Source organism: Pseudomonas sp. LBUM1656, assembly GCF_059716065.1.
Map to the genome: position 1 here is coordinate 1,478,922 of NZ_CP166800.1, position 21,983 is coordinate 1,500,904.

Consider the following 21,983-nt stretch of genomic DNA (forward strand, 5'->3'; position numbering starts at 1 on the left):
TCCAAAGTTGATGATCGTTCCCATGCTCTGCGTGGGAATGCCTCTAGGGACGCTCCGCGTCCAGTGACGCGGAGCGTCACGGGCTGCGTTCCCACGCAGAGCGTGGGAACGATCAGGATGTCGCGATCAGCGCTCTGGTCGGCGCAGCACTGAACTGAATCATCGCCACCCCCGCCATCAACAACACCGCCCCAACCACCCGCGGCAACGTCATCTGCCGTTCCACCAACCCAAACAACCCGAAGTGATCCAGCACCAGCGAAGCCACCACCTGTCCCGCCAGCGCCAACGCAATAAACCCCGACGCCCCAAGCTTGGGCAGCAGCATCAAGGCCAACGAAATAAAACACACCCCGAATGCACCGCCGGCCCACATCCACAAAGGCGCTTTGGTGATGAACGCCAGCGACGGCAGCGGCAAGCGCATCGCCAACATGATCGGCAGCAACACCACGATGCTCACCAGTAACGACGCAAGTGTCGCCCACAACGGATGACCCAACCCACGCGTGAGGTTGGCGTTGATCGCACTCTGAAACGGCACCACCGCCCCGGCAATCACGGCCAGCAGCAACAGCCCGGCCCAATGCAATGTACTCATGATTATTCTCCAACAGGTTTTGCTGGACTCTAAAGTATTCGTCGCGCAGATTTAAATTCCAAATTGCTATCCAGAACATGCACTAGATGAATGATCTTCGGCGTATTGACCTCAACTTGCTGGTGATCCTTGACGCCCTGCTCAGTGAGCAGCATGTCACGCGTGCGGCGCAGCGATTGCACCTGAGTCAGCCAGCGGTCAGTCATGCCTTGGGGCGGTTACGCGATCTGCTTGGCGATCCGCTGCTGGTACGCACGGGCGCCACGTTAGTGCCCACTCCTCGAGCCCTGGAGTTGATCGCACCCTTGGCCGAGGCACTTGCCCAAGTGCAATCGCTGCTGGCGCCGAACGCCTTCGACCCGGCCACGGCCAAGCGCACCTTCCGTCTGGCGATGTCCGACTATGGCGCCGCCATCGTCCTGCCAGGTCTGATTCGGACATTGCGCCGGGAAGCACCGGGCATCGACCTGCAAATCAGCCACGCCAGCCGTGAAGGCATGCTCGACGCGGTACTCAACGGCGACATCGACGTTGCGGCCGGGGTCTTTCCGGAGCTGCCCAACGAACTGCGCAGCACCCCGCTGTTCGAAGAGCACTACGCTTGCCTGGTGGACCGCAACAGCTTGCCTGCCAATGGCGTTCTCGACCTGTCGACCTACCTCGCGCGGCCACACGTCCTGCTGGAAATGCGCGGCAGCGGCACCCCGGAAATCGAACGCGCCCTGACTGCACTGCGAGAGCGCCGTCGCGTCGCGATCAGCCTGCCGCACTGGAGCGTCGCCCCGGAATTCATTAGTGGCACGGATTTGATTCTTACCGTTGCATCACGTGGGTTGCGCGAGATTGATGAGCGCTCGTTGATGGTGGTCGCGCCGCCATTTCATATTCCGTCGTTTACGTTTGTGCTGGTCTGGCACAAGCGGCGGGGCGGGGATCAGGCGTTGAACTGGTTGAATGGGCGGATTGGGCAGGGGATAGTGCCAATCGACCTTACCACCGGCTCATCATTTAACCGTTGAGGTGAACACATTGCTGACAGGCCTCAACCACCTGACCCTCGCCGTCACCGACCTGAACCGCAGCGTGGCGTTCTATCAAGACCTGCTGCAATTGCGTGTCGAAGCCACTTGGGACAGCGGCGCCTATCTCTCGTTGCCCGGTCTGTGGCTGTGCCTTTCCCTCGATCCACTGCGCAAGTCCGAACCCGCCGCCGATTACACCCACTACGCCTTCACCCTCAGCGCAACGGATTTCCCCGTGTTCGTCGAACGCCTGCGATCCGCCAACGTGCAGGAATGGCGCGATAACCGCAGCGAAGGCGCGTCCTTCTATTTCCTCGACCCGGACGGCCACAAGCTCGAAGCCCACGTCGGGGACCTGACGTCCCGGCTGGCAGCCTGCCGCGAGCATCCGTATGCGGGAATGAAGTTCTTCGACGATCAGTCAGTCGATATTCCCGGGACCTGATATAGACTTGCGCCCATTCACCAAATAGTTAAAAGGCTCTCAAATGACCCCATCGCTGCTAATGGCCGTTCTCGCCTCGGGTTTTATCTACGGCATCACGCCGGGGCCGGGCGTATTGGCGGTGTTTGGCATCGGTGCGGCGCGTGGACGACGGGCCGGGGCGGGGTTTCTCTGTGGGCATTTGCTGGGGGACGTGGTCTGGTGCAGCACGGCGCTGATCGCCATTGTCGGCGCACGGGAAATCGGCAGCACGGCGTTCGATGTGTTGGGCGTACTTAGCGGGCTGTACCTGTTTTGGCTCGGTTTGCGCGCCATACGAGCGAAGCGCAGCAGTGCTGATGCCCCTCAAGGCCCGGCTCGCCAGCCCTTTTGGCACGGCATTCTGTTCGGCCTGACCAATCCGAAGGCTTACCCCGTGGCGGTGGCGACGTTCACTGCGCTGCTGTCCAGCCGTGCGGAATTGCTGCACTGGTCAATGTTGCCGTGGTTGATTGCCCTGAGCTTCGTCGGTGGCCTGATGGCCTACGCTATCCTCATTGGCATCGTCGGTGCGCGGCAGGTGCGCACCTTGTATCAACGCCATGAACTGGCGATCACCCGGTTGTGCGGGGTGATGTTTATCGGTTTCGCCATCAACGCCCTCGCTCATGCGCTACCGGGGCTGGTGTCGAACAAGGCTTGAAGTTGAGCGCACGGATGCGTCAGCTGTACTGAACGGTCAGGGAGGGTTCTTTTTGCTGCATTGTCCGGACACGCTCATCGCACCATGGCAACCAGAAATTCCGCGCCGTTGGCGAGCTACATCGATCTCTTGCTGGACGCCGTCTGTGCGGTGGATAAACAAGGTCGCTTCGTATTTGTCAGCGCGGCCTGCGAGCGTATTTTCGGCTACACCCCGGACGAACTGATCGGCCAGCCGATGATTGACATGGTGCATCCCGCCGATCGCCAGCGCACCCTCGACGCCGCGCGCGAAATCATGGGCGGTGACCCCAAACTCAACTTCGAAAACCGTTACCTGCGCAAGGATGGCGCGGTGGTGCATATCCTGTGGTCGGCGCGCTGGTCTGAAGTCGATCAGCTGCGCATCGCCGTGGCCCGGGACATCACCGAGCGCAAGCAGGCCGAGTCCCGGCAAGCGGCGTTGTATGCAATCTCCGAGGCGGCCCACGCCGCGGAAGATTTGCTGGCGTTGTTCAAACGCGTCCATTTGATTATCGGCGAATGGCTGCCGGCGCTGAATTTCTCCGTAGCGCTGTATGACGAGCACTGCGCGCAGCTGAATTTCCCGTATCACGTCAATGACCACGAACTGCAACCCGAGCAGCCCGGCACCGTGACCGGCCGCCTCTGCGCCGAAGTGATCCGCAGCGGCCTGCCGATATTGCTGACCCCGGACCAGGACAACCCGCCAGAAGGCTTCGAAGTGCTGGTCGCCGGGCCGGATGCCCCTTGCTGGCTGGGTGTGCCATTGAATTCGCAAAACGGCACCATCGGCGCGCTGATCGTCAAAAGCGTACCGGGTGGTGAGCGCTACACCGAGCAAGACAAGGAACTGCTGCAATACGTCTGCGCCCAGGTAGCCACCGCGATCGAGCGCAAGCAATTGCATGCCCGGCTGCAACGCATGGCCCAATACGACCAACTGACTCAACTGCCCAACCGAGCGTTGCTGCGCGACCGGCTCAAAGATTCACTGGCGCTGGCTCGCACCGATTCTGGACGAATGGCATTGCTGTATGTCGACCTCGACCGCTTCAAGGAGGTCAACGATACCCACGGTCACGCGGTCGGCGACATGCTGTTGCAAGCGGTCGCCAATCGGCTCAAGGGCTGCGTGCGCGAGAGCGACACGGTGGCGCGCATCGGAGGGGATGAATTCGTGGTGTTGTTGCACAGCATCCACGCGTCGGAAGACGCTGAAAACGTCGCGGGAAAAATCCGTCAGGTTCTGGCCCAACCCCTGCGCCTGGACGGGCACAGCGTGAACATCCAGCCGAGTATCGGCGTCGCGCATTACCCCGAGCATGGGACTGAAGAAAAGCAGCTTTTCCGGCATGCCGATGAGGCCATGTACGCGGCCAAGCGCCGAAACCACCAGCGCCTCGGGGCCTGAAAAATCGTCCACCGTTCGTCGCGGCGATTTCATTTTTTCTAAACCTTTGTGGCGATCGAAATTCAGATTCTATGCGGGCTCCTGCTCGCCGCGATCATCACCAAGAGGTAGAGAATCATGCCTAATTCAAGAAACTCGAACTCGGGAAACTTCGCCAACGATCGAACGAAGGCGTCTGAAGCCGGTCGCAAAGGTGGGAAAACTACCACTACGACTGTCGATAAAGACCCTGCGAAACCCGATATGGGCCGCAAAGGCGGTCAGAAATCGAAATAGTCGGTGAAGGTAGTTTTGATTGAGAGGCGGGGGCGAAAGCTCCCGCTTGAATTTTTTCAGAAGGAGGGCGCGACCATGAGCCGGATGGCCACCCGATTACGCACTGCCAGTTTTACCACGTTGCTGGGCCTGTTTGCCAACAGTGCCTTCGCCCAGTCGCCCGCCGAATTCATCAACGATGCCTCGGCCAAAGGCATGGCCGACATCGAAGCCAGTCGCCTGGTGCATCAGAAATCCGAATCCAAAGAGGTCAAGGATTACACCATCGTGGTCATCAACGACCGTACGACCGCCAACCAGCATCTGGCGAAAATCGCCAAGCAGCTGGATTTGCCGGTTGCTCCTCGGGAAGAAGTGGTCGACAAGGCCAAAGCGTTGATGCCGGAAGTGAAGGACGACGCCACCTTCGACCAGGCCTACGCTGCCAGTCAGGTGAAAACCACCCAGGAAGCCATTGAGCAACTTCAGCAAACCGCAGAGACCACCGATGTGCCGGAAATCAAAGCTTTCGCTGAGGAAACGCTGCCCAAATTGCAAAACCATCTGCAAATGGCCAGGGCGCTGCAAGCGGGTCGATAGCACCGAGTTTGACGGCGTTCAAAGCAAACGGCGCGTGATTCACATCACGCGCCGTTTTGTTTCTGCTCAGCACTCATTCAAATCCTGTTTGCGCTTGCTCGAAGCCGCCAGCCCCGCCAGCCCATGCACGTCTTTTTCGCCCATGGCGCGATAGTGTTTGCGCAGCGCCTCAAGTTGTTTGAGGTCTAGCAATTCCAGCCCCAACATCGCGTTTTGCGCCTCTTTGTTCACCCGCAACAACTCATCGATTTTCAGGTGCAGGATGTCGGTGTCGCGGTTCTGCGTGTTCTGGATCAGGAACACCATCAGGAATGTGATGATGGTGGTTGAGGTGTTGATGATCAGTTGCCAGGTGTCGTTGTAATCAAAAATCGGCCCGCTCATTCCCCATACAGCGATCAGAATCAGAGCCCCCATGAACGTCTTGGGACTGCCGGCCCAGAGGGCGAGTTTCTGCGAGATTTTTGCGAATTTCATTGCCGTGTTCCTTATCGGGATGCGCCTGAATTTCAGACAGCGACGGCGTGTTGATAATTCTACTTACATTTGGTCTCGACGAAATTTTGTAGCAGCTGGCGAAGCCTGCGTTCGGCTGCGTAGCAGTCGTAAAACCTGAGTTCGCGATTTTCCTGAAAAAACGCATCGTCGGATTTTACGACTGCTACGCAGCCGAACGCAGGCTGCGCCAGCTGCTACGGATCGAGTTGCGGCTTACTTGGCGTTCAGTCCGTCACCTTCACATCAACTGCCCAACGGAAGTATCCCAGCGCCTCGCAGTTTTTATCAATCAGCATGAAGCTCAGTTCACACGCCTCGACCCCCGAGGCCAATTGCGTGCACTGCCAAAAATGATCATCGGCCGAATGGCTGCCAGGTACGGTCGGGTTTTCAGGATCGGGTGCAGGCACGGTCAGGTTTTCCTTCACCAACAATTCAGGCGTCGAAAGTACGCCGGCATCGCCTACCGACATCCCGTAAAACACCACGCTGTGCTCAGCGAGCAAGCTGACGGTTCTGCTGCGAATATGGAAAGTCGATCCAGTGCCGAGGATTAGCGTAATTGAGCTGTCGTTTATTGTACTTTGTGGTGTCGGAGATCCGTTGATGGCGAAGATGAAGCCATCTGCAATAGACGTCGGGTTTTCGGGCTCAAGACTGGGTTCCGGATAGTGTAAAAGCAGAGACTCGGCATCGACAACCAGCAACACATTGTGGGGGGGCGCAACACTGGTCGAAGGGGATTTGATCGGTTCGGAAGTCATCATGGATTCCTTTCATGATGTTGACGCAAAACGGCAGCCGCTTCGGTTCATGCAAGACATCCCGTTCCTGTCGAGGCGGCAACGAACTTGGCAGACCCCTTGTCGCCAAGGGGTCGGACCATCTTCAGTTACGGATGGTAATGAACGGATCCCACGAACAGCAGCCGACAATCTTGCAATCGCGATCCACGATCAGGAAGTGGAAGTGGTAGGTCACGCTGCCGCACGACAGTGTTTCCGAAGACCAGTAATGGTTATCGACTTTCTGGCAGCTCGGCACCGACGGGTTGCTGGTGTTGGGGACGGCGACGCAAGCGGTAGCCTTGCGCGGCGTGGGTGTGGAGATCAATTCGTTGCCGACGTTGCCGATGAACTTGTAGAAAATCACTGCCGTCTCGAAGCTCTGCGACAGGCTGGTTTCACGCCAGCGAATCAGGTCGCCCACCTGAGCTTTTAAATTGAGTTCGCCACCGGCCTGGCCGTTAATCACGTTGTCCCGGTTGGTCACCATGTACACATGATTGACGTCGATGAGCGTCGGCGAGGCGGGGTTTTTGCTGATGTTCGGGTAGTTTTTCAGAATGGTTTCAGTGTCGATTGAAACAAGAACATCCGTGACTCGAGACATAGTAAAGCTCCTTGTTCATAGTGAGCGCCTGGCATCTTTCCAGGCACAACAACGCTTGCTTGCCTTGCGGCCGTTGCGAAAACACTACGGGCGGAACCCACCGATCACGGGAGATAAGTTGGCCTTGCTCCCTGCGTGCAAACTGATAAGTCGGGTTCCTTCCGACGGCCGCGATTAGGACTATAGATGCGAAACAGAGGCTGTCAAAATTGCTGGACTGCATGTTCGACGAGCGGTCGATATAGTTATGACTTCCGATGATTTGGCGATAAAAAACAGCTCATTCAAAACCGCTTTGCTCCACCGACGCCAAGTGATGCAAGTTCAGGCAATAGACAGAAATGACCTGCTACAAGATCAGTGGGCCAGGCAGGAGCATGGCTGGAAAGGGGGGCAAATTTTGCTGTTTCACTCGATGAGGGGGTCAACTGACATCTTTCGCCATAGGTCGGATAGGGCAGGGCGCACCGGTCGAGGTATCGTAGCGAACCGGTTGTGCGCCGCTGGCCACAACAACGCACCGACAGGAGAACGCAATGAGTTGGTCCGCCAAACAATACGTCGCTTTTGAAGATGAACGCACACGCCCGGCCCGCGATTTGCTCGCGGCGATCCCGCCCGTGGACGCGCGCTCGGCCATCGACATCGGTTGCGGCCCCGGCAATTCGACCGAGTTGCTGGTGGAGCGCTTTGCCACTGCCACGGTGCGTGGCCTGGACAGTTCGACCGATATGATCGAGGCCGCCCGCAAGCGCTTGCCGCAGTTGCAATTCGACACGGCTGACATCGATACCTGGAGCGAACCCGGTCCGTTCGATGTGATTTTCGCCAACGCGGTGTTGCAGTGGGTGCCCGATCACGCGGCGTTACTGCCTTCGCTGGCCGCCCGACTGACCCAGGGCGGCAGCCTGGCCATTCAAATGCCTGACAATCTCAACGAGCCGTCCCATCGCCTGATGCGCGAAGTCGCTGCCGATGGGCCGTGGGCGAGCAAGTTGGCGGACGCCGCCGGGCAACGCACGGAAATGGCGAGCACCAGCGAGTACTACTCAATGCTGCGACCGCACTGTGCGCGTGTCGATGTGTGGCGCACCACCTACCATCACCCGCTCGCGGGCGGCGCGTCGGGCGTGGTCGAGTGGTTCAAGGGCAGCGGCTTGCGGCCATTTCTCGAACCGCTGGATGAGGCGGAAAAAGCGCAATACCTCAAGCAGTACCAGGCCGCGATCAAGCAGGCGTATCCGGCGCTGAGCGATGGTTCGGTGCTGTTGCCATTCCCGCGGTTGTTCATCGTCGCGACTCGCTAGTGCGTATAAGGGACGGATCACGCCGAACGTTATCTGTCCCTTCGCCGAGCACTCAAATATTCAAAAATAAACGAAGCAAAGCCGAACAACCCGATCATCGTAATGATCATGATCCCCAACTCTGAATGGTCCATGTTGATCTCTTGGCGATGTGTGAGCTGACACAATAAAGGTTCTGTGGTCAGGTCCGACGCAGCGCTACTGCTTCTTTACTGGCTTCCCTGAATCCATACGCAAAAATTACGAATACCCGGCCTGGTGTTCAGCGCTGAACGCCGACCAGCATCATCATCGGCCGCTCCCGCTCTTCGGTCAGGGCCGGTTGCGCCGCTACCTGTGCATCGGTCGGGCCCCATTCGTTGACCTGCTGGATGCTGAAACCTGCGCCAATCAGCGTATTGAGCAACGTGCCGATGGTGCGGTGCTGCTTGATCACGCCTTCGGCCAGCCAGTTGGTTACGCGTTCGCCTTCAATTTGATAACTGTCCACCGGCCAGCGTTTGTTCCCTTCGCTATCAATCAGCCAGCCCGGATTACGCGGTGCCATGAAGATTGGGTGTTCGATGGAAAATACGAAGCGTGAACCGGGTTTAAGGGCTGCGTGGATTTTGGCGAACAGACCTGAAAGATCTTTGATGTAGTGCAGCGCCAGAGAGCTGTATGCCAGATCAAAACTGGCTGCGGGTAGGTCGAGTTGTTCCAGGTCGGCACGGGCGTATTGGATATTGGTTGCCGACGTCGTGTTGCACGCTTGCTCCAACATTTTTTCCGAGACGTCCAGGCCGAGCACGCTATCGGCACCTTGATCACTGGCCCAGCGGCAGAACCAGCCGTAACCGCAACCAAGGTCTACGACCTTTAGGCCTTTCATGGGTGGCAACATTGCTTTTAGCGCAGGCCATTCGGGAGCTGCGTCGAGACCGCCGATGGAGCGGGCCATTTGGCTGTAGCCCTGGAAAAACTCCGGGTCGTCGTAGATGTTTTGAGTCATGTTCGGGGCTCTGTTGAGATCGTTTACGGGCGGCACCTGATGTGCGGACGATTGGGTTCCCTCGAAGAGTGATGGCGCGTGTTCGTTGATGCCCGCGCAGGGGAGAGGGCGATTAAAGATAGGGGAGATGCTAGCGGGTAGAGCGGGGAGGGGAAACGGGTTGAGCGTTGGGGATTTGTAAGCGGAGCTCAAATCAAAGAACACCGACCATTCAGGGAATTGCCGATCAGTAAGGAAATTGCAGGGGCAACACATACTTTGGTAGCAGCTGGCGAAGCCTGCGTTCGGCTGCGCAGCAGTCGTAAAACCTGAGCGCAAGGTCATCCTGAAAAACCACAAAGTCTGATTTCACGACTGCTTCGCAGCCGAACGCAGGCTTCGCCAGCTGCTACAAATTGAGGACACCTCGAAAGGCGTCCCCAAATCTCGTCAAGACGGTTCTGCATCCATGCGTCGAGCAATGACATCCAGCACATCACAACCGTCGCGCAAGGGCACACAGCAGAGCAATGCAAAGTCGCTGAGGATGACCGAATCAGACGTGATGTCGCCTCGCATCGCGAGGTTTTCAAGAAGCTGCGTCACGGCCCGGATTCTGTAACTGGCGGTGCTGAGCAGCGAATGCAGCGGTTGGGTGGTGTTGACGTAGAGCGAGGGAAGGTCGTCGGCGTTGCTGGTTAAAGCCATGTACTCATTCATGCGTAGAGCTCCATTGGGTTAAGAGGTCTACCACTCAATCGTCGCCAAACGAATAGGGTGGCAGCTGTACGCAGGTTGGCGAACCGGACAATGGACAACCCGGCAGACCCGAAGGTCTCCCGCGCACAGCCACCAAAAAGCAGGCAGCTAAGTGCTTTAAAGCGATCCGAAAACTGCTCGGAAGCTCTTGTTCATTGGATCGAGTCGCCAAACCCGAAGCGCCATTTTGGCGCCGGCTCGACTATAGGCCTCGATGCAAATGGGCAGCAATGCGCAAGTCTACGGACAATTCCCACCGTAGTGTAGGACCCTGCCTTTTCGATAATTGGCCACTTTCATGCCACTAGCGAATGGGGTCTCGACAGGTAATGGCAGGCGTTGATAGATCATTCAAGATGAAAAATCAGCGGTTCACTAAATCCTGTTCTCAACGAGTCAGGCCTTGCTGATCCATACGAAATTTAATGGCCTCAATCGGATCGGAGGGCGGCATTGGGTAATGCTCGTCTTCGTATTTTTCGATGAGCAGCGCCAGAATCCCCAGATCATCACCTTCAGGCGAACCAATGTCTGCACCCCAAAGCTGCTCCACGCGAGCAAATGCAGCGTTCAGGTCTTCTTGGCTGTGAATTGGCTTTAGGTTCATTCCACGGTCTCCGCGTTGATCTGGTCATACTGGGCAAAGGGTGCCGACAAAACCGTTACTGGGGCAAGAAAAACGCTAACAAAACACCATTTTTGTGACAAAAAAAAGTTAATTTTCGCGATGAAACACAAGCCCCAGACACAAAAAAACCGGCCATCAAGGCCGGTTTTTTCTTTACCTGCATCCCCCGTCAAAAAACAACGTGAGAAAAAATTCGATTGGAGCGGGTGAAGGGAATCGAACCCTCGTTATCAGCTTGGGAAGCTGGAGTAATGCCATTATACGACACCCGCTCAGAGCGGCTGACTTTGTACCAGATGTGCGCGTGGAAATGAAGTTTTTCTTTGCGCTGGATAGCTTTAGAGCAGGTGAAGCAAGACATCAGGCCGCGTAACGGTCGTTCGCGGGCAAACCTCGCGCCTACAGAAATGCGTTCAATACTGTAGGGCGAAGCTTGCTCGCGATGACGCTGATTCAGATAGCCAGTGCATGTTGGTCCTGGACGTAGTGGTAACGCGGTCGGCTTGCGTGTTGCGCCGGTTTCAGGAAGCCCAGCAGTGCGTCGCGGCTGTCTCGGCAGGCAGCTTTGTGCTCCATATCGAGAAAGTGGCCGGTGGCCTGAAGGGTGCTGAAGGTGGCGTTTTGCACGTGGTTGGCGAACAACCGGGCGCCATCGGCGGCGGTGTATTCGTCCCATTCGCCGTTCATGAACAGCACCGGCACGTTGATTTTCTCTGCGGCTTTGAGAAAGCACTGGCGATCGCTGTGCAGCAGGTCGCTGATGTGGAAGTGCATCTGCCCGTATTCATGCTCGGCCAGGGAGCTGACATGGCGATAGTTGAAACGCTTGAACAGCGTCGGCAGGTGTTTGCCGATGGTGCTGTTCACCAGATTGCCGACCCGATCGCCGTCACGGCTACCGAGATAGTCAACACCGCGCTCGAGGTAGTCGAGCATGTGCGCGTTGATCTCCGGGGAGAACGAGCTGATCACGGCCTTTTCGATGCGCCGTGGCTGTTGTGCCAGGGCGACCAGGGTCGCGGCGCCACCCCAGGAAAACGAAAGCACGTGTTCGGCGGCGAAGTGGTCGATCAGCTCCAGGAGGATCTGCCCTTCGACTTCCTTGGTCAGCAATTTCTCATGCCGGTTGTGAGCTTTTGACTTGCCCGCATAGGGCTGGTCGTAGCAGACCACATTGAACTGCGGATGAAGGTTTTTCACGGTTTGTGCAAACGACGCGGTCGTGGCCATCGAGCCGTTGACCAGGATGATGGTCTTTTCTGCGGCGTCTGCGCGATAGAACTCCGTGTAAACCCGATACTGACCCTGTATATCCAGCACAGCGATTTCTGGCCTCATGTCATCAGACTCCAAGCAAGCGGGTATGCGCGCAAATGAGATTGCACGAGCTTTGTGACAGGTAGGCATACGCCTGAAATTTGGAGGCCCATGTCGATCCGTACAGCAGGTCGACGGGTATTGTTATTGGCGGGCAGTCTGCCGGTCTGAGGCGGAACCTGAGGGTTCTCTAACCGGCAAAAAGTTTCTTAGAAGTATGTTGTGACTCGTCGGTCACATTTCGGCCGACGTCCTGATTCAAGCAGGGGTCACGTGATCGCGCAAGTGCCTTTCGTAAATTGTTCGACAACTTCTGCTCGGCGGTAGGCTGCTTAGATCAAATGGATCTCTTCGGTGCGTAATGCGCGGTACTCGCCCGGTTTCAGCGCATTGTCGAGCACCAGCGGGCCCATGCGTTCGCGGTGCAGGCGCAGCACCTTGTTGTCGAAGTGGCCGAACATCCGCTTCACCTGGTGATAACGGCCCTCGACGATGCTCAGCCGCGCCGACTTCGGCCCGAGCACGATCAGCTCGGCCGGTTGCGTGGTGAGGTCTTCGAAAGCGAAGTACAACCCTTCGGTGAATTTCAATGCGTATTCCGGGCCAATCTCCTGCTCGGTCTCGACGTAATAGACCTTGGGCAGTTTGGTTTGCGGCTGGGTCAGGCGCCGCGACCAGCTGCCATCGTTGGTGATCAGCATCAGGCCGGTGGTGTTGAAATCCAGGCGCCCGGCGATGTGCAGGTCATCGCTGTCCGGCTCGTGGATCAGGTCGAGTACGGTCGGGTGCTCCGGGTCGCGGGTGGCGCTGACGCAGCCCGGCGGTTTGTGCAGCATGAAGTAGCGTGCGGGTTTGCCGACTTGCAGCACTTGCTCATCGACCTCGACAAGGCTGAACTCGAGTACCTCGGCATGCGGGTCGGTGACGATTTTTCCGTCGACCCGAACGCGCTTTTCCACCAACAACAGGCGCACCTGCTTACGGTTGAAGCGCGGCAGGTTGCTGAGAAAACGGTCAACGCGCATGGCTGGGGATCAGTTGGAAAAGGGCCGCGTATCTTACGTGATCGGCCGGGCGCGTGCTTACAACTGCGCCTCGACCTCGGCACAACGCGGGCACAAGCACGATTTGTCGCGCAGTTCGGCCGGCAGCGCTTCGAGCACCGCCGGGTCGATGCTGACGCCAAAGCACCAGCACGCCTGATCGACGGTGCGCGGGTCAGCCAGGGTGCAGGCGTTGGAGGCGCCGCAGGCGGGGCAGAATTCAGGTTTGTTCATGTAGGACTATGCATAACTGGTGTGAGGCATTTCCACGCAGGTTCGGTTACGGCCGGATTGCTTGGCCCGATACATCGCATGATCGGCCCTGGAGAGCAGGGTGTGCAAGGTTTCATCCGGTTGCAGCGTCGTGAGGCCAATGCTGACTGTCAGCTGCAAGGCATGATCGTTGTAGGCATAACGCTGTTGCTCGACATGTTGACGAATTTTCTCGGCGACCATCAGACCGGTCTCACCGTCGGTGTCCTTGAGCAGCACGATGAACTCTTCGCCACCCCAGCGGCAGACGATGTCGGAATGCCGCAGGCAACTCTCCAGATCCCGGGCGAAGCCGATCAGCACCTGATCGCCGGCCAAGTGGCCGTAGGTGTCGTTCAAGGCCTTGAAGTGATCCAGATCCAGCAACAACGCGGTCAGCGGCTTGGGCTCTCGCTCGGCCTCGTGCATGGCTTGCGCTGCCAACAGGTCGAAGCCTCGGCGGTTCGGCAGTTCGGTCAGGCTATCAAGCGTTGCCTGCGCCTGGATCTTGCCCTGGTAGCGCTTGATCACCCGGTTGAGCAGGGCCAGCACGATCAGCGTGACGAGCAGGCAGATCAGCAGGTTGAGGTACAGCGACTGGCGGATTTCACTGAGGGCACCGTCTTCGCGTTTGTCGACGAACAGGTACCAGTTCAACTCCGGAATGAACCGCACGTTGAGGAAATGTCCCTGGCCGTGGACGGAATATTCGTAGCTGCCGCTGTGGGGTTTGGGCAACTGGCTGACCAGCTCCTTCATGTTGTCGAGTTCGCCGAGTTTCTGGCCGATATGCGCGCCTTGCGGGCCGCCCTCGGCGCCGGTGAGCACCAGGCGGCCGAAGTTGTCGACGAAGTACACGCTGCGCTGGTAGCGCTGCTGGTATTTGTCGATCAGCTTGATCACTGCATCGACCGTCAGGCCGACGCCCGCGGCGCCAATGAAACGGTTGTTGTAGTCGTAGACTTTGTAGTTGATGAAGAAGGTCTGGTTGTCCTTGTTGGCCAGATCCGGGTCGACATTGATCTCGTAGGGGTCGGCCATGTCGCGGACGCGGAAATACCAGGCATCGCGGGGTTCAGTGGACTTGACCTGTTTGAGCACGCCCTTGGCGTGGTAGTAGGTGAGGCTGGTGTTGGAGACGAAAAATGCAGTGTAGGCGCCGTAGTGGGTCATGACCTCGTTGAGGTAGCGGGTCATTTTCTCGGGGTCTTGCTCGCCGTTTACTACCCAGTCGCGCATGAAGGTGTCGCGGGACATCATCGAGGAAATCAGGATCGGTCTGACAAGGTCTTTCTGGATTTCCGAGTAGACCGTGTCCGATGTCAGCGGCAGTTCGGTGTTGACGATGCTGTCGCGGATAGAGGCTCGCGAGGCGTAGTAACTCAGGAATGAAGTCGCCAGAAAGCCTGCGCCCAGCAACGCGATGAGCGTGAGGACCAACGAACGTTGCGAATACAGCGGCGAGTGAAGCGGCATGACGATTCCGTTGGCAGTGACCCGATGGCAGGCATTCTAATGGCACTGCGGGGAAATGACTCCTGCATTTGCAAGGTGAATCGGCAAGGATCAGGGGCCGTGGCGTCCGCGCCGACGCCTTCGTGGGCAAGCCCGCTCCCACAGGGATAACGTGGTCCTTGTGGGAGCGGGCTTGCTCCGGGCGGCGATCCGACGAATCGGGAGATCACTGCAGATCTGTCAGATATGCACGCCACCCCCCAAAACGACTGATATCCACCGCCCCCTCCAACCCATACGCCTCACAAATAAACCCACTCTCCCAACGCCCGTCCGCCAGTTGCACCTTGCCCAACCCCAGCGGTGCCGGAATCCCGGTCAAAAACGAACCTAACTCACTGCTCGGCAATTCCCACACCTCCACGGCAATCGCCACGCCACCGTCCTTCACCCTCACCATCCCCGGACGAAACGGCGGGCCGCCGGCCAACGCATACAGGTGATAGTCCGGTGAACTGAACGTCGTCTCGACCAAATGAGCCCCGCGCTTCTTCAATTGCCAGTTCAGCGCCAGCCCATCCAGATGCGCGCCGCACACCACCAGTCGTGCGCGATCATTACGGGCGACAGTCGTCGCTGCAGGCTCAGCCGAATGGCGCTGCAGAGCATCCGCTACACCCAACAAATACTGATCGGTGAACGCCCGACCAAACACCGTCACGCCCCATGGCAAACCATTGCCCATAAATCCGCTCGGCACCGCGACGGCGGCGTAATCGAGCAAGTTCATGAAGTTGGTGTAGTAACCCAGCTCCGAATTGCGCAGCACCGGTTCGGCGTCCAGTTCCGCCAGCGTAACGGGGCGGCCGATTGTGGGTGTGACGACACAATCGAGCCCTTCCAGCGCCTGGTCGCAGAGGGCCTTCAAGGCTTGCAGCCGATACTGGGCACGGAAGGTCTGCACGCCGCTCACCGCCGGCGCCTTGGCCAGCACCGCGCGAATCACCGGCAATACGGCTTCAGGATTCTGCTCCATCAACTCGCCCGCCACGCTGTAGCGCTCGGCGACCCACGGGCCTTCATAGAGCAAACGCGCCGCTTCAAGGAACGGCGTCAGATCCAGCTCCACCGCTTCACCCCCCAACGCCTTGAGCCGATCGATAGCATCGCCGAACAACAAAGGCCCTTCAGGGCAGCCGAAGAATTCCAGGTCCTGCGCACGCGGCACGCCAAAACGGAAAGGGCGCGGAGCGCCAAACGCCGAGCCGTCATTCCACAGCGGGTTGCGGCGGCTGTATTCATCTCGCGGATCAAGATGTGCGGTGAGCGCCAGCAACTGACTGGCCTCCCGAGCGGTCGCGGTGAACGTCGTCACGCAATCGAGCGTGCGACAGGCCGGCACCACACCGGCCGTTGAGATCAGTCCTTTGGTGGCTTTCAACCCGACCAGATTGTTCAGCGCCGCCGGCACGCGTCCCGACCCCGCCGTGTCCGTGCCCAACGAAAAACTCGCCACGCCCAACGCCACCGCCAGCGACGACCCGGCACTGGAACCGCCCGACGGATACTCCGACAGCACGCTGTTTGGGCACGCGCCATACGGCGAACGACTGCCATTGAGGCCAGTGGCAAACTGGTCGAGATTGGTCTTGCCCAACGGAATCGCGCCCAGCGCCAGCAATTGCTCGACGATGGTCGCCGAACGTTCCGGTACATAGGCAAACGCCGGGCACGCCGCCGTGGTGGGTATGCCCGCCAGGTCGATGTTGTCCTTGATCGCGAACGGCACGCCATACAGCGGCAGGCTGTCGAGGTCGCGACCGTCGAGCGCGGCGAGGTACGGTTCCAGTTCTTCAACACTGAGCAAGTGGATGAACAGGTGATAGTCCGGGTTCAGCGCCGCGGCTTTGTCGCGCAGGCCCAACAGCAACTGACGGGGCGTGATGTTGCCGAGGCGATAAGCGCTGCGCAGGGCGTCGAGTTGCAGATTGATAATCATGGCGTTAATCCTTTTTCAAATGGGTTCAGTCGAGTTCCAGCACCACGACGCGCTGTCCGGCACGCACCGCAGAACCCGGTTGCACACGGATCTCGCGTACCACGCCAGCCATGGGTGCGAGCAGCGGAATTTCCATCTTCATCGACTCCAGAATCACCAGCACGTCACCGGCGGCGACGCGGCTGCCGGTCTCGACCTGAACCTGCCAGAGGTTGCCGGCGATGTGGCTGTCGACGCTCATTTCACCGCTGGCGAGCGGTGCATCTTCGGTCGCTTCCGGCGCCGGTTCTTCGCTGTCGAAATGCGCCTGGCCGCTGGTGATCCAGCGTTCGCGCTCGGCGTTGAACGCGCCTTGTTGCTGATCGCGAAACGCGGCGATGGTCTCGGCTTCTTTTGTCAGGAAGGCCTGGTAGTCCGCCAGATTCAGCTGGCTGTGTTCGATGTTCAGATCGAAGCGCCCGAGCGGGAAGTCCCGGCGGATGCGCAGCAGTTCATCGGCGCTCACAGGGTAGAAACGGATCTGGTCGAAAAAGCGCAGCAGCCACGGTTTGCCGTCGAACGCGGCGACTTCGCGGTAGCGGTTCCACATCTGCAACGTGCGTCCGACAAACTGATAACCGCCCGGGCCTTCCATGCCGTACACGCACATGTAGGCGCCACCGATGCCCACCGAGTTCTCCGCGGTCCAGGTGCGGGCCGGGTTGTACTTGGTAGTCACCAGACGATGACGCGGATCGAGCGGGGTGGCGACCGGTGCGCCGAGGTAGACGTCGCCCAAACCCATTACCAGATAGCTGGCGTCGAATACCGTGCGCTGCACTTCGTCTAGGTTCGGCAGGTCGTTGATGCGGCGGATGAACTCCAGATTGCTCGGGCACCACGGTGCGTCCTTGCGCACGGTGGTCATGTATTTCTCGATCGCCAGTTGGCAGGCCGGATCATCCCAGGACAGCGGCAGATGCACGATGCGCGAGGGGACTTGCAGGTCTTTGGCGGCGCACACCGCGTCCCACTCACCGGCGACGATGCCGAGCAAGTCGGCCAAGGGAAGTTGCTCGGGCTGGTAGTGCACTTGCAGGGAGCGGATGCCCGGGGTGAGGTCGATGACACCGTGCAGGTTTTTGCTTTCCAGTGCTTGCATCAGGGCGTGGGCGCGGAAGCGTAAAACAAGATCAAGTTCGGGTGCGCCGATTTCCAGCAGTAGATGAGTGTCACCAGACAGTCTCGCCACCAGCTGCGTATCCCCCAGACCCAAGTCCAAAACCACAGGCGACAAAAGACCCTGTGGGAGCTGGCCTGCCAGCGATGAAGCTGATGCGGTGTCTGGTCTGTCCCCATCGCTGGCAGGCCAGCTCCCACAAGGGGAATTCCATTTCAGGGCGAGATTTCGGGCGGTTTTGAGATCGACCGGCAGGAACTGCACTTTATCCCCTGCCTTGAGCTGCCCAAGCTGCCAGAGGTCAGCTTCGATCACCGTCACAGGGCAAACAAACCCACCGAGGCTTGGGCCGTCGGGACCGAGGATCACCGGCATGTCCCCAGTAAAATCCACCGCCCCAATGGCATACGGATTGTCATGAATATTCGACGGATGCAGCCCCGCTTCACCCCCATCGGCCCGCACCCATTCAGGCTTCGGTCCGATCAACCGAACGCCGGTTCGGCTGGAGTTGAAATGCACTTCCCACTGGGTGGCGAAGAAGGTGCCGATGTAGTTTTCGGTGAAGTATTCCGGTGCGCCATGGGGCCCGTAGATCACCCGGATCTGCCGCACGGCCGGTAACTCGGTGACGCGGTCCAGTTGCTGACCGACGTTGCGGTCGATCAGGGCCGGCACATGCAACACGTCACCGGCCCGCAACGCACGACCGCCATGCCCACCAAACTGGCCCAGCGTGAACGTGCTTTTGCTGCCCAGATAATCCGGCACCTGCAAGCCGCCACGCAGGCACAGGTAGCTGCGAGCGCCGGCCCCTGCAATCGTGCCGAGGCTTAACGTGGCGCCGGCCGGGATTAGCAGCGCCGTGTTCATCGCGACGATTTCACCGTTAAGCGTCAGCGGAATCACCGCGCCGGTGACCGCCACCACCGCATCGCAATTGAAGCGCAGCAATGGCCCGCTCATGGTGATTTCCAGCGCCGCGGCGCCTTCGTCATTCCCCAGCAGACGATTGCCCAGACGCAACGCGCGACTGTCCATCGGCCCCGACGGCGGCACGCCCACCGCCCAGTAACCGAGGCGGCCGGGATAGTCCTGGACGCTGGTCTGGGTGCCGGCGCTGAGCACTTCAAAGGTGTTGGCGTGATACACCAGACCTTCCAGGCAACGGGTCCATGGCTGGCCGCTGGCGAATGGTGCATCGAGGAGGATTTGCCGCAGGAAATCGCGATTGGTTTCCACGCCATACAGCAGACTGTCGCTCAACGCCTGATGAAGATCGGCAGCGGCCTCTTCACGGGTCGGCGCCCAACTGATGACCTTGGCGATCATCGGATCGAAGTACGGCGGGATCTCGCAGCCGGCCTCGACCCAGGTGTCGATGCGCAATTTTTTGCCGTCGGCGACAGGGAAGTTAACGGCGGTCAGCAAGCCAGGGCTTGGCTGGAAATCACGACCCGGATCTTCCGCATAAAGCCGTGCCTGAATCGCATGGCCGTCGGCTTTCAAACCTTGGCTCAACACACTCAATGGCGACAAATCACCGGCCGCCAGTTCCACCATCCAGCGCACCAGATCGACGCCCCACACTTGCTCGGTGACACCGTGTTCCACCTGCAAACGGGTGTTCACTTCGAGAAAGTAGAAACGCTGAGCCTCACTGTCGAAGACGAATTCTACGGTACCAGCGCTGCGGTAATTCACCGCTTTCGCCAGTTTGATTGCCGCCGCGCAGAGCTCTTCAGCCATGCCGTCGGGCAGGTTCGGTGCCGGGGTTTCTTCGAGGACTTTCTGGTTGCGCCGTTGCACCGAGCAGTCACGCACGCCGAGGGCAATCACGTCGCCACGGCCGTTGCCAAATACCTGGACTTCCAGATGACGGGCGCGCTGGATGTACTTCTCGATGAACACACCCGCGTCGCTGAAGTTGTTCTGGCCGAGGCGTTTCACCGCTTCGAAGGATTCGCTCAACTCGGCCGCGCTGCGGCACACGCGCATGCCGATGCCGCCACCGCCAGCGGTGCTTTTGAGCATCACCGGGTAGCCGACCTGTTCACCCGCGATCAGCGCCGCGTCGAGGCTGTCGAGCAGTTCGGTGCCTTCGAGCATCGGCACGCCGTGTTGCTTGGCCAGGGCGCGCGCGGTGTGCTTGAGGCCGAACACCCGCAGTTGTTCTGGCGTCGGGCCGATGAAGGCGATGTCGGCGGCTTCGCAGGCTTCGGCGAACGCGGCGTTTTCCGAAAGGAAACCGTAGCCGGGATGGATCGCCGTGGCACCGGTGGCTTTGGCGATGGCGAGGATTTTGTCGACCGCCAGATAGGTGCCGGCCGCCGCGCCTTCACCGAGGCTTTGGGCTTCATCGGCTTGCAGGATGTGCAAACTGGCGGCATCGGCTTCGGAATAAACGGCAACGCCTTTGACCTGCAATTGACTCAGGGTGCGCAGGATGCGGCAGGCAATGGCGCCACGGTTGGCAATCAGGACTTTTTCGAACATGGCATAACCCCTGAAGGGGATGCGGGCCGTCCCGCAGTTTTTCGATGAGCGCCGGGGTCGTCCCCGACGGCAGAATCACTTCACTCAAAACCACCACCGAATCCCTGTGGGAGCGCGCTTGCTCGCGAAAGTGGCGTGTCAGTCGACATCAATTTTGAATGTGACGGCCTCTTCGCGAGCAAGCCCGCTCCCACAGTGGGGTTAGTGGTGTTCTGGAGTTTTGATGCACTGCCCGGACCGGGCCTGGCACAAGGCAAACAACCATCTACGCAACCGCGTCAATTTCAGTTCCATACCAGTAACTCCGCAGGTGTCGGGTTGTAGGCGTTGCACGGATTGTTCAGTTGCGGGCAGTTGGAGATCAGCACAATCACATCCATCTCGGCCCGCAGGTCGACGTACTTGCCCGGCGCCGAAATGCCGTCTTCAAACGTCAGTCCGCCATCCGCTGTGACCGGCACGTTCATGAAGAAGTTGATGTTCGGCCCGATGTCGCCCTTGCCCAGTCGCCCGTCATGGACGCAGGCGCGCAGGTAGTTGTCGCGGCAGCTGTGCATGTAGCGTTTTTCCAGCGCGTAACGCACGGTGTTGCTCTCTTGCGCGCAGGCGCCGCCGAGGGTGTCGTGACGCCCGCAGGTGTCGGCGACGATGGTCAGCATCGGCTTGCCGAGGTTGGAATACAGCACGCTGCCGGTGCTCAGGTAGACGCTGTTCTGCCGGCGCAACGTGCGCTGCACGTCGTAACGTTCCTTGGGATTGGCAACGCTGTAGAACAAAGTGTCGACGGCCTGATTGCCTTCCAGGTCGAGGATGCGCAAGGTCTGGCCAGCCTTGACCTCCATTAGCCACGGTTCGCCGGCCGGGATGGTGGCGCGGTAGACCGCGGTTTCAGGAGACTGTTGAGCGGTAGCGATTGCAAGTGACATGGCAGCGATCCTCAGGCGAACAGGCGGTCGGTGTTGATGAAGCCGCGCTCGTTTTCCGGGCGCGAGGTGCGGCAGTGTTCGGCGACGCTGGCGTCGGCGTTCATCCAGCTCAACTTCAAGGGCTTCGGTGCGTATTCCGGCGACGGATCCATTGGATGTTGCAGCGCGGTGAGCACGACCAGGGTGTCCATCGGCGCGTACAACTCGATGTAATCGCCGGCCTTCGAATTACCTTCGACGAAGTGGAAACGCCCGGCTTCATCGACGTTCACGCGGCTGAAAAGGTTGAGGGTCATCAGCAGGTCCGAGAGGCCCAAACCCCACTTGCCCAGTTCCACCAACAGGTTGTCGGTGCCGTTGCGGAAGAAGCCGTTGCGCAGTTCCTGATAGCGGCCCGCGCCGTACTTTTGCGCGACTTCTTCAGCGCAGAGCACGCCGCCGAGGCTGTCGCTCCAGCCGCAGGTGTCGGCGGTGATCGCCGCCAGCACGCGGCCCATGTCCGAGTAGAGGCAATGGCCGGTGGTGAGCTTGGCGGTGTGTTGGCATTTGAGGCTGTCGGGCAGGTTCAGGCGTTCGGTTTTTTCATTGGCGTTGAGCAGCGTCAGGCTGACGTTGGCACCGCCGCGCAGGTCGGTCAGGCGCAGCAGTTGGCCGCGCTTCAAGACGAAGGAGCGATGGCCGCCGCCAGGGAGCATTTCTTCGGCGAAGGGCGGGAACAGTTGAGTCGAATCAGTCATTTCAAA

At 59.2% G+C, this 21,983-nt stretch carries 21 protein-coding genes, 1 tRNA gene and 1 pseudogene; 7 read left to right on the top strand and 16 right to left on the bottom strand.

Translation table 11 applies throughout. The features are described 5' to 3' along the window. Positions 1 to 112 precede the first annotated feature (112 nt). Entirely contained in the window at positions 113 to 601 is a 489-nt protein-coding gene (locus ACA072_RS06550) for a DMT family transporter (protein ID WP_497623682.1), read from the bottom strand. 86 nt (positions 602 to 687) lie between these two features. Between ACA072_RS06550 and ACA072_RS06555 the strand changes: the two genes are divergently transcribed. From ACA072_RS06555 to ACA072_RS06580, 6 genes are all read left to right on the top strand, one after another. Beyond that, positions 688 to 1,620 (top strand): LysR family transcriptional regulator, encoded by a 933-nt coding sequence (locus tag ACA072_RS06555; protein ID WP_497623683.1) that lies wholly within the window; start codon positions 688 to 690, stop codon positions 1,618 to 1,620. A gap of 10 nt (positions 1,621 to 1,630) precedes the next feature. Beyond that, positions 1,631 to 2,068: a fosfomycin resistance glutathione transferase gene (fos, locus tag ACA072_RS06560; RefSeq protein WP_497623684.1), complete on the top strand. Its 438-nt coding sequence runs from the start codon at positions 1,631 to 1,633 to the stop codon at positions 2,066 to 2,068. Between the two features lie 43 nt (positions 2,069 to 2,111). Next, entirely contained in the window at positions 2,112 to 2,750 is a 639-nt protein-coding gene (locus ACA072_RS06565) for a LysE family translocator (protein WP_497623685.1), read from the top strand. A gap of 84 nt (positions 2,751 to 2,834) precedes the next feature. Beyond that, complete coding sequence (locus ACA072_RS06570; RefSeq protein WP_497623686.1) at positions 2,835 to 4,184, top strand: sensor domain-containing protein; 1,350 nt, start codon at positions 2,835 to 2,837, stop codon at positions 4,182 to 4,184. A gap of 117 nt (positions 4,185 to 4,301) precedes the next feature. Then, a complete protein-coding gene (locus tag ACA072_RS06575) occupies positions 4,302 to 4,460 on the top strand; it encodes a KGG domain-containing protein (protein WP_010462447.1) in 159 nt (52 codons plus the stop codon). A 75-nt stretch (positions 4,461 to 4,535) separates the two neighbouring features. Continuing rightward, entirely contained in the window at positions 4,536 to 5,039 is a 504-nt protein-coding gene (locus tag ACA072_RS06580) for a DUF4142 domain-containing protein (RefSeq protein WP_497623687.1), read from the top strand. A gap of 66 nt (positions 5,040 to 5,105) precedes the next feature. Here the strand turns inward: ACA072_RS06580 and ACA072_RS06585 are convergent, their stop codons facing one another. The 3 genes from ACA072_RS06585 to ACA072_RS06595 all read right to left on the bottom strand — a co-directional run bounded on the left by ACA072_RS06585 (position 5,106) and on the right by ACA072_RS06595 (position 6,929). Then, a complete protein-coding gene (locus tag ACA072_RS06585) occupies positions 5,106 to 5,516 on the bottom strand; it encodes a low affinity iron permease family protein (protein ID WP_497623688.1) in 411 nt (136 codons plus the stop codon). 245 nt (positions 5,517 to 5,761) lie between these two features. Beyond that, entirely contained in the window at positions 5,762 to 6,301 is a 540-nt protein-coding gene (locus ACA072_RS06590) for an AidA/PixA family protein (protein WP_497624951.1), read from the bottom strand. Positions 6,302 to 6,425: 124 nt separating this feature from the next. After that, on the bottom strand, positions 6,426 to 6,929 hold the full coding sequence (locus ACA072_RS06595) for an inclusion body family protein (RefSeq protein WP_090181110.1): 504 nt from the start codon (positions 6,927 to 6,929) through the stop codon (positions 6,426 to 6,428). Between the two features lie 536 nt (positions 6,930 to 7,465). Between ACA072_RS06595 and tam the strand changes: the two genes are divergently transcribed. After that, positions 7,466 to 8,236 carry a trans-aconitate 2-methyltransferase gene (gene tam / locus ACA072_RS06600; RefSeq protein WP_497623689.1) on the top strand — a complete coding sequence of 257 codons (771 nt, stop codon included), beginning with the start codon at positions 7,466 to 7,468 and terminating at the stop codon, positions 8,234 to 8,236. 262 nt (positions 8,237 to 8,498) lie between these two features. On the opposite strand, the gene ACA072_RS06605 is transcribed toward tam, so the two are convergent. The 12 genes and pseudogenes from ACA072_RS06605 to ACA072_RS06660 form a co-directional block, all read right to left on the bottom strand. Beyond that, positions 8,499 to 9,227 carry a class I SAM-dependent methyltransferase gene (locus ACA072_RS06605; RefSeq protein ID WP_497623690.1) on the bottom strand — a complete coding sequence of 243 codons (729 nt, stop codon included), beginning with the start codon at positions 9,225 to 9,227 and terminating at the stop codon, positions 8,499 to 8,501. Between the two features lie 429 nt (positions 9,228 to 9,656). Next, the gene (locus ACA072_RS06610) at positions 9,657 to 9,926 is read right to left on the bottom strand and encodes a short-chain dehydrogenase (RefSeq protein ID WP_497450511.1); all 270 of its coding nucleotides are present in this window, start codon (positions 9,924 to 9,926) and stop codon (positions 9,657 to 9,659) included. Positions 9,927 to 10,359: 433 nt separating this feature from the next. Next, positions 10,360 to 10,572: pseudogene (locus ACA072_RS06615) on the bottom strand (helix-turn-helix domain-containing protein); the annotation flags it as partial. A 219-nt stretch (positions 10,573 to 10,791) separates the two neighbouring features. Continuing rightward, positions 10,792 to 10,865 (bottom strand) — tRNA-Gly (locus ACA072_RS06620). Between the two features lie 181 nt (positions 10,866 to 11,046). Beyond that, entirely contained in the window at positions 11,047 to 11,931 is an 885-nt protein-coding gene (locus ACA072_RS06625) for an alpha/beta fold hydrolase (protein ID WP_497623691.1), read from the bottom strand. 311 nt (positions 11,932 to 12,242) lie between these two features. Further along, positions 12,243 to 12,935, bottom strand: coding sequence for a pseudouridine synthase (locus ACA072_RS06630; protein ID WP_497623692.1), 693 nt, complete (start codon positions 12,933 to 12,935; stop codon positions 12,243 to 12,245). A 57-nt stretch (positions 12,936 to 12,992) separates the two neighbouring features. Further along, complete coding sequence (locus ACA072_RS06635; protein ID WP_461957603.1) at positions 12,993 to 13,187, bottom strand: cysteine-rich CWC family protein; 195 nt, start codon at positions 13,185 to 13,187, stop codon at positions 12,993 to 12,995. A gap of 6 nt (positions 13,188 to 13,193) precedes the next feature. Next, on the bottom strand, positions 13,194 to 14,681 hold the full coding sequence (locus ACA072_RS06640; protein WP_497623693.1) for a sensor domain-containing diguanylate cyclase: 1,488 nt from the start codon (positions 14,679 to 14,681) through the stop codon (positions 13,194 to 13,196). A 205-nt stretch (positions 14,682 to 14,886) separates the two neighbouring features. Beyond that, entirely contained in the window at positions 14,887 to 16,659 is a 1,773-nt protein-coding gene (gene atzF, locus ACA072_RS06645) for an allophanate hydrolase (RefSeq protein ID WP_497623694.1), read from the bottom strand. Between the two features lie 25 nt (positions 16,660 to 16,684). Further along, on the bottom strand, positions 16,685 to 20,314 hold the full coding sequence (gene uca, locus ACA072_RS06650; protein WP_497623695.1) for an urea carboxylase: 3,630 nt from the start codon (positions 20,312 to 20,314) through the stop codon (positions 16,685 to 16,687). A gap of 284 nt (positions 20,315 to 20,598) precedes the next feature. Further along, positions 20,599 to 21,240: an urea amidolyase associated protein UAAP2 gene (locus ACA072_RS06655; RefSeq protein WP_077749606.1), complete on the bottom strand. Its 642-nt coding sequence runs from the start codon at positions 21,238 to 21,240 to the stop codon at positions 20,599 to 20,601. Positions 21,241 to 21,251: 11 nt separating this feature from the next. Next, positions 21,252 to 21,977: an urea amidolyase associated protein UAAP1 gene (locus ACA072_RS06660; protein WP_497623696.1), complete on the bottom strand. Its 726-nt coding sequence runs from the start codon at positions 21,975 to 21,977 to the stop codon at positions 21,252 to 21,254. Positions 21,978 to 21,983: the final 6 nt, after the last annotated feature.